This is a genomic window from Enterobacter cloacae complex sp. XAL002 (assembly GCF_049236805.1).
Taxonomy (GTDB): domain Bacteria; phylum Pseudomonadota; class Gammaproteobacteria; order Enterobacterales; family Enterobacteriaceae; genus Enterobacter; species Enterobacter intestinihominis.
Genome location: NZ_JBMKJN010000016.1, coordinates 114,173 through 122,045, shown reverse-complemented (window position 1 = coordinate 122,045; position 7,873 = coordinate 114,173). Strand labels below are relative to the sequence as shown.

General features: G+C 53.1%; 7 protein-coding genes. 2 read left to right on the top strand and 5 right to left on the bottom strand.

All coding sequences use genetic code 11. The features are described 5' to 3' along the window. The first annotated feature begins 100 nt into the window (after window positions 1-100). Both ACOT0L_RS16330 and ACOT0L_RS16325 read left to right on the top strand, forming a co-directional pair. Complete coding sequence (locus ACOT0L_RS16330; RefSeq protein WP_126503532.1) at window positions 101-553, top strand: DUF4385 domain-containing protein; 453 nt, start codon at window positions 101-103, stop codon at window positions 551-553. 151 nt (window positions 554-704) lie between these two features. Further along, window positions 705-2,012, top strand: coding sequence for an MFS family transporter (locus tag ACOT0L_RS16325; protein ID WP_023300743.1), 1,308 nt, complete (start codon window positions 705-707; stop codon window positions 2,010-2,012). Here the strand turns inward: ACOT0L_RS16325 and ACOT0L_RS16320 are convergent. The 5 genes from ACOT0L_RS16320 to trxC form a co-directional block, all read right to left on the bottom strand. Next, a complete protein-coding gene (locus tag ACOT0L_RS16320; RefSeq protein ID WP_022649053.1) occupies window positions 2,009-2,332 on the bottom strand; it encodes a YfiM family lipoprotein in 324 nt (107 codons plus the stop codon). The genes ACOT0L_RS16325 and ACOT0L_RS16320 overlap by 4 nt on opposite strands. Window positions 2,333-2,378: 46 nt before the next feature. Further along, a complete protein-coding gene (gene pssA, locus ACOT0L_RS16315) occupies window positions 2,379-3,734 on the bottom strand; it encodes a CDP-diacylglycerol--serine O-phosphatidyltransferase (RefSeq protein WP_023306731.1) in 1,356 nt (451 codons plus the stop codon). Window positions 3,735-3,843: 109 nt separating this feature from the next. Beyond that, window positions 3,844-6,507 (bottom strand): bifunctional acetate--CoA ligase family protein/GNAT family N-acetyltransferase, encoded by a 2,664-nt coding sequence (locus tag ACOT0L_RS16310; RefSeq protein ID WP_048966850.1) that lies wholly within the window; start codon window positions 6,505-6,507, stop codon window positions 3,844-3,846. 35 nt (window positions 6,508-6,542) lie between these two features. Beyond that, the gene (tapT, locus tag ACOT0L_RS16305; RefSeq protein WP_022649050.1) at window positions 6,543-7,241 is read right to left on the bottom strand and encodes a tRNA-uridine aminocarboxypropyltransferase; all 699 of its coding nucleotides are present in this window, start codon (window positions 7,239-7,241) and stop codon (window positions 6,543-6,545) included. A 70-nt stretch (window positions 7,242-7,311) separates the two neighbouring features. Continuing rightward, window positions 7,312-7,731, bottom strand: a complete 420-nt coding sequence (trxC, locus tag ACOT0L_RS16300) for a thioredoxin TrxC (RefSeq protein ID WP_003860733.1) — start codon at window positions 7,729-7,731, stop codon at window positions 7,312-7,314. Window positions 7,732-7,873 lie beyond the last annotated feature (142 nt).

Below are 7,873 nucleotides of genomic sequence, written 5' to 3'. Positions count from 1 at the left end.
GTGCGGGGTTTTTTGCTTTGTGCGCGGAAAAACATGCCGGATGGCGGCTTCCCCTTATCCGGCCTACAATTGTTAAAACGATTTTAACAATGGTGCCGCTTTGACTCGTCCTTTTGATTACCAACAAGATTTTGCAAATATAAATTTTCGCGAACATCCCGAACGGTATCAGGTTGGCCGGGGTGAGCAGGGCGTATTGATGGTCGAGCCTTATAAAAGCGAAATCCTTCCACACTGGCGTTTTAAAAATTCTGAAGTCGCAGCGCGTTCGTCACAAGAGATATACGCTCTCTTTGAAGAGTACCGCAGTAAAAACGATTTTGTAGGTATGGATATGGCGCGTAAATTCATACAAATGGGCTATACCCGCGCCCGGCGATACGCGAATCATAAGGGCGGTAAAAAGTATGATGCGGAACGACAAGTCAAACCCCTCGATCACGATCCAGTGAAAGCAGAAGCAGCCGCAGTCTTCAAAAAGTGGTGGGATAAAATTCGTGCAGACGAAGATTACTTGCAGCGAAAAAAGGCCCACCAGCAGTCCTGGGGATAATTACTGCGTCCGCTAATAATTAGATAGCTGATCGAGTTCACAAAACGCAATGAAACATATTGGAAACATTTTATTTACCTAACGATTCGTTCTAAATCCGGTTTTACTGTTTGTGGGCAAAGGCCCGCAATGTGAGACAGGGGATATTAAAATGACAGAAACCGTAGCCAGTGCAGATACGGATAACACCAATTTGGCAGGTAAGGATACTCGCCGTCGGGTTTGGGCAATCGTTGGGGCCTCATCAGGAAACCTTGTAGAGTGGTTTGACTTTTACGTCTATTCATTTTGTTCACTCTACTTTGCGCATATCTTTTTCCCGTCAGGGAACACCACAACTCAGCTTTTGCAAACCGCAGGCGTTTTTGCCGCCGGGTTCCTGATGCGCCCTATCGGTGGTTGGCTATTCGGCAGGATCGCGGACAGGAAAGGGCGCAAGACATCCATGCTCATCTCTGTATGCATGATGTGCGTCGGCTCGCTGGTGATTGCCTGCCTGCCCGGTTATGAGACTATCGGAACATGGGCACCGGCGTTGTTGTTGCTGGCACGTCTGTTCCAGGGGCTATCGGTCGGTGGCGAATATGGCACCAGTGCGACATACATGAGCGAAGTGGCGGTTGAAGGGCGCAAAGGTTTCTATGCATCATTCCAGTATGTAACCCTCATTGGCGGACAGCTACTGGCGTTACTGGTTGTGGTGATCCTTCAACAAATCCTTAGCGATGAAGATTTACGCGCCTGGGGCTGGCGCATTCCGTTTGCCCTGGGGGCAGCCCTGGCGGTTGTGGCGCTGTGGCTACGCCGTCAGCTTGATGAAACCTCCCGACAGGAGGTCAGGGCGCTGAAAGAAGCTGGTTCGATGAAAGGGCTGTGGCGTAACCGCAAAGCATTTTTGATGGTATTAGGCTTTACCGCCGCAGGCTCGCTAAGCTTCTATACCTTCACCACCTATATGCAAAAATATCTGGTCAACACTACGGGCATGCATGCAAACGTTGCGAGTGTCGTCATGACGGTGGCGTTACTGGTCTTTATGCTCATCCAGCCGATTGTCGGCGCGCTGTCGGACAAAATTGGTCGCCGTACCTCCATGCTGATCTTTGGCGGCATGCTCACCCTGGGTACCGTTCCGCTTTTGACGGCGCTACAGCATACAACCTCTCCGTATGCCGCTTTCGCTTTAATCATGGTGGCGCTCATTATTATCAGTTTTTACACGGCAATCAGTGGCATTTTGAAAGCGGAAATGTTTCCCGCACAGGTGAGGGCGCTGGGCGTAGGCCTCTCTTATGCGGTTGCAAACGCCCTGTTCGGCGGTTCGGCAGAGTATGTCGCGTTATCCCTTAAGTCATGGGGCAGTGAAACGACCTTTTTCTGGTATGTCACCGTTATGGGGGCGCTGGCGTTTATTGTCTCGCTGATGCTGCATCGCAAAGGAAAAGGTATCCGTCTTTAATAATGCGCCATCTGCCAGACGGCGTAGCCGGTTGTTGCCCCGGCTACGTCCCAGGCAAAATCTTTCCAGCTCCAGCCGCTTCCCGAGGGGCGGCTATCCCAAAGTTCTTTTGATGCCCCCAGGCTGATGGAGAACATCAGGCCTATTGTGGCACTTCGATCCCGGCTATAACCCTGGTGCAGCGCATACTCATTACCCGCAGCGGACATCATTGCAGACGCCAGAAAGTGCTGAGCTTTATCCTGACCCGACCAGTTATCATTAGCCATATGGCTGCAACCTGTCAGCAAAAGAGGGATTATCAGGCAAGGCGTACGCATTAACAGGCTCCATAAAAAAAGCCCCGTCGATGACAGGGCTCGTGTATTACAGAATGCGGCTGATGAGGCGATCGATACGGATCCGACGTAGACGGCGAATCAGCTTGCGAACTTTCACCGGGTAATCAGCGATGCTTTGCAGATCGCGATAATGACGAACCACTGTGGTATGCGTGCGTATAAGCTCCAGCTCACGATCGCGTTTCGCGGCTAACGCATGCTGAGGATCGTGAATAAGAATGGCGTTTTCCAAATCCAGACGCCAGGCGCGTGGGTTCAGGTTATTACCGGTCAGCAGCATCCACTCGTCATCAACCCACATTCCTTTGAGATGATAACTGTTATCTTCATCTTTCCAGAGGCGCACGACGAGCTGGTCCGTGTTCACATAGTACTGTAAACGGCTCAGAAAGCGGCGCAGGTTAATCTCATAGAGATAAGGCAGTGCGCCGATGATCTTGAAAGGCTGATCTTCCGGAATGAAAAAGTCGTTTGCCGTTTTATCCCCGACAATGATTTCCACCTTTTTACCATCACGCAGCAGCTGAATGATATTACGCACCAGAACGGCGGGAAGGTTGAAGTACGGGGTGCAGATGGTGAGCTTATGCTCCGCGCACGGCATCAAATGGAAGATAGTCTTGTTCAGGAGGCTGGATTTACCCAGGCCTACCAGAGGCGTAACGGACAGTTCTTCATTATTGGCATCACCCTGGAAACGATAAACCGCATCGCGCAGCTCCTGGCGGAAGGAGCGAACGTCGTTTTTGATTTCCGGGCTTTTCGGGCGATGAGGATCGTCAAGACGGTGCACACCCCGGCCATGAACCAGGTTTTTATCAACCCAGTTGAACATGATGTCGGTCATCTGCGGATTACGGATAAGATGGTAGCGATCGTAACGGTATTTATCGAGCTGATGGAGATACACATCATTCAGACTGGCGCCGCTATAAAGGACGCTGTCATCAATGATAAATCCTTTAAAATGAAGAACACCAAGCGCTTCACGGGTATTCACCGGTACGCCATATACCGGGATATCAATACCCGGATTTTCCTGGGCCATGCGGCAATACCAGTCAGCATTGGTATTCGAGGCAGCCGCACCAATACGGCCACGCTGAGCACGGTGCCAGTCAACCAGCACGCGAACATCCAGTTCCGGACGCTGACGTTTCGCTTCATAGAGCGCGTTCAGGATCGCACGCCCACCTTCATCTTGTTCAAGATAGAGCGCCACAATGCAAATACGTCGCGTAGCGCTGGCAATCTTTTCAAGAAGCGTCTCCCGGAAATGAGCGGGAGCATAAAAGAACTCTACATCATCAACTGACTGAGAAATCTTCGGTAGTTGAGCAAGGTGTTGTTGATGTTTATTACGCTTAAATTTTGACAACATCACAGTGCGTTTCTTCTCTGTTCATTGAAGGGTTGTCTGTACCAGGCAAACAACATAAGCGGACAATGATACCCCAGTGCCGGGAAAAGTGGGTAACATTTCCAGCAGCTTACTCTTGTTTATCCGTCGAAGTCAGGCTGAGGGACAAAGAGACAATGCCTTCATCCAGCTGGATATCAACGTCAAAACCGAGCTTCCGCGCCAGGGTCACCATACCCCGATTATTTGGCATAGTAATGCCATTGAGCCGTGACAATCCGTGATCGCGCGTATAACCAATGAGTTTTTCGAGCAGCCGTCTGCCCAAACCCAAACCTTTAAGATCGGAACGCACCAGTACGGCAAACTCCGCATCCACGTTATCCGGGTCGGAAATGGCACGCGTCACGCCGAGGATCTCTTCTCCCTCTGCGGAACGGCGGACCGCCACAATCGCCATTTCTCGATCGTAGTCGATCTGGGTCATATTGGCTAAATCGTCGTGGGTAAATTCATTAATTTCGCTGAAATAGCGATAGTACAAATCTTCTTTCGTCACCTGCGAGATGAACGCTCGCAGCAGCGGCTCGTCTTCCGGCAGGATAGGGCGAAACAGTGCCCGCTCTCCATTTTTCATCTCCACCCACTCTTCCAGATGGAGAGGATAAGGACGAATGGCGAGACGGCTTTCCCGGTCACCGACAAATGGCGCAATTTCCAGCGTCACGTCGAGGGCAGTGAATTCATTTCCGGAAGCGAGGAGCGGGTGGATGTCCAGGCGCTGGATCTCCGCACAGTCAACAATGAGGTTGGAGACCTTCACCAGAAACTGGCTTAACCCGGCGATATCAAGCGGCCTCAGAGCGCTTCTGCCGCGGATTTTTTTACTTTTGATGGCCTGAATAACCAAATAACGCGCCAGGTTCATGTTTAGAGGTGGAAGCGCGACAGCCGCTTGTTCTTCTGGCCGCCATTCAACGCCGCCTTCACCCAACATAATAAGTGGACCAAAAACCGGATCGTGTTCGACGACCACGCGCAGCTCCTGCGCACCTGCTCGGTTAGCCATGCTCTGCACCAGCAGGCCGTGGATCCGGGCCTGTGGCCACGTCATTTTAACGCGATCGATAATGGCATCCGCGGCCTGTTGTACTTCTGTCGCGGTGCGCAGATACAGCATGACGCCCTGAACATCCGATTTGTGCGGAATATCGGGGGAGCGCAGCTTCAGCGCGACCGGATAGCCAATCTGCTCAGCGATATGTACCGCCTCAGCGCTGTCACCGGCAATCCAGGTCGGCAGTGTTTGCATCCCATAGCTGCCAAGAATGGGTTGCACTTCATGCGTATCAAGCGAAGTGGCGCCCTCTTCGATGGCCTGTTGCAATAAACTGTGTACGTCCACCGAATTTGCTGTGAGGTTGCCCGGTAGGGCAGGCGTTTCACGCAGCTGCTTCTGGTTGCGGCGGTACTCAACCATATGCATAAACGCGGTTATGGTGCCCTCTGGCGTACGGTAGGTTGGCAACCCGGCTTCACTAAACAGACGTCGCGCTTCCTGCGAGGAGAACTCGCCGCACCAGTTGGTCAGCAGGGTGACGTATTTGCCGCGCGGATGGTTTCGGACAGCCTCAATCAGCGTTCGTGCACTTTCGCTGCCTGGCGCAACCGCGCTGGGCGAATGGATAATCATCAGCGCATCAAAGTCCTGGCTATCCAGCAAAATCGTGATCGCCTTAATGTAACGATCGCTGCTGGCATCATCGCGCAAATCGAGGGGATTATCGGGAACAACGCTTCCCGGTAACGCGTCCCGCAGGCGCTGGAGCGTCTCTTCACCCAGCGTGGCCAGCTTGCCGTTGCGTAGCCAGAGCTCGTCCAGCGCCAGGGCGGCGGGAGCGGCTCCGTTGCTGACAATCATCAGCTTTTCACCGCGCAGGGGACGCATGTGGCTCAACGTTTCGACGGCGGAAAAAAGCTCGTGCGTATCCTGTACCCGCAGTAAACCGGCGCGCTGGATCGCTGCATCCCATGCGGGATCCATCCCGGAATGGGATTGCAGCAGGCGCTGAGCCGCGGGGCTGCGCCCGCTTTTGATGACCAGAATCGGTTTATTACGCGATGCGCTACGCGATGCCGACACAAAACGACGGGCGTCACTCAGGTGTTCAAGGTAGAGCAGGATAGCGCTGGTTTTGCTGTCACGCGCCAGGAAATCCAGCAGCTCATCAACGTCAATGTCCAGGCTGTCGCCGAGGGCGATGAAATAGGAAAAGCCCATCTCACGCTGCTGCGCCCAGTCGAGGATGGTATTGGATACCGCTGCCGACTGTGAAATAAAGGCCAGTTTGCCTTTACGGATCGGAACCGGGGAAAAACTGGCATTCAGCCCTTGCCAGGGCGCAAGCAGACCGAGGCTATTTGGACCAAGAATGCGCATCTGGTAGCGGCTGGCGCAGGCCAGCAGTTCGGGCTGCTGTTCAGGAGGCGAGGAAAGAATAATGCAGGTTTTACAGCCTTTCTGACCGAGCGACTCAAGCAATTCGAGGTTTCGTTTCGCATGCGTACAGAGCACGGCGAGGTCGGGAACAAACGGTAAACTTTGCACGTCCGGCCACGCCAGCACCCCCTGTACCGCTTTATAAGCGGGCGTAACGGGCATGACCGGGCCGTTAAACCCGCCAGCCAGCAGGTTACGCATCATCAGATACCCTGCGCGGTCCGGTTTCATCGAGGCGCCAATAACGGCAATGGATTTCGGACGGAGTAGCGCTTCTAACCCTCTCTGGCTCATGCAGGCCTCCTGTGAATGCAAGCGACCTGATGATTTTAAACGCTTTCTGTCTCTGTTGCTGTGACGCTACCCTTATGAACGGTTTTTCCTGCCAGATAACGTTCGCGGAAGCAGGAGAAGTGGGAGCTTAATGCGCTGGCCGCCTGGGTATCGCCCGCCAGATCCAGTAGCGCAATGGCGACTTCAGCGGTGCAATATTGACCCTCGGCATGCGCTTCTCGTAAGCGATAGGCCGAAACGCGCGACAGATCGACGGAAATCACCGGCAGCGCATCAAGATAAGGGCTTTTGCGAAACATCTTTCTTGCTTCGGTCCAGGTGCCGTCGAGCATAATAAACAGCGGCGGCTTACCGGATGGTGGCGCCGTAAGCACCTGGCGTTGTTCGCCTGCATATGATGCCGGGAAAACGACCATGGGCTGATAGTCCGGGTTTGCCACCAGGTCAAGCAGAGCCTGAGGTGGCTCAGTGCGCGACCACTGAAACGCTGCGGTATTGGGCAGAATATCGGCGATCAAACGCCCCGTGTTGCTGGGCTTCATCGGTTCGGTATCGAACATGACCAGACAAAAACGGCTTTTAGCCTCGCTCGGTGCAAGCGTTTCGCACAGACACACTTTCAGCGGTAAAAGGCAGCGCTGGCAGCGGCGAATACGATTGCCTCGGGCCAGAAAAGGGCGGGTTGCGCGCGCAAGGCGCTCGGCGCGTAATTGAAGTACAGCGTTATCAGTCATGGGCGAAAAGGCAGGAAAAAACCCATTTTCGCAGAGGAGAGAACGGGGCACAAGATGTGCCCCGTGAATGTTACAGGGATTCGTTTAACCAGCTGTCGAAAGGCGCCTTCGGTACTGCACCATTGAGCATGTCGATCACTTCCCCATTTTTGAAAATCATAATGGTTGGAATGCTGCGAATGCGAAAACGGGCGCTGAGTTCACGTTCCGCTTCGGTATTCACTTTAACAAAACGCATTTTCCCGCTGCGCTCTTCAGCCACGTCTTCGAAGATGGGCGCAAAGTTACGGCAGGGGCCGCACCACGGTGCCCAGAAATCGACCACAACCGGCAGATCGTCCTTGAGGAGTTTGTCCAGCGTAGCACCCGTCGCGTTAATGACATCGCCATCAAATAATTCGTGGCCACAACGCCCGCATTTCGCACCGTCATCCATCCGATCGTCCGGAATGCGGTTTAAAGCCTGACAGTTGGCACATACGGTATTCATAACTAACCTCTGATAGAGCCGTGGAACAACGGCAGAACGCCGATAATGTTTCTGATATGTTACATATTATCAGTGAGCCTGTATAAATCGACAACGCGTTTTATTCAATGGGAACAATAGTCACAGGCTTTTGTACGAAATT

What these genes read in the sequence shown, in the direction of transcription:
- trxC (WP_003860733.1), bottom strand. Translation starts at nt 7,731, where the DNA reads ATGAATACCGTATGTGCCAACTGTCAGGCTTTAAACCGCATTCCGGAC.
- ACOT0L_RS16320 (WP_022649053.1), bottom strand. Translation starts at nt 2,332, where the DNA reads ATGCGTACGCCTTGCCTGATAATCCCTCTTTTGCTGACAGGTTGCAGC.
- ACOT0L_RS16310 (WP_048966850.1), bottom strand. Translation starts at nt 6,507, where the DNA reads ATGAGCCAGAGAGGGTTAGAAGCGCTACTCCGTCCGAAATCCATTGCC.
- ACOT0L_RS16325 (WP_023300743.1), top strand. Translation starts at nt 705, where the DNA reads ATGACAGAAACCGTAGCCAGTGCAGATACGGATAACACCAATTTGGCA.
- tapT (WP_022649050.1), bottom strand. Translation starts at nt 7,241, where the DNA reads ATGACTGATAACGCTGTACTTCAATTACGCGCCGAGCGCCTTGCGCGC.
- pssA (WP_023306731.1), bottom strand. Translation starts at nt 3,734, where the DNA reads ATGTTGTCAAAATTTAAGCGTAATAAACATCAACAACACCTTGCTCAA.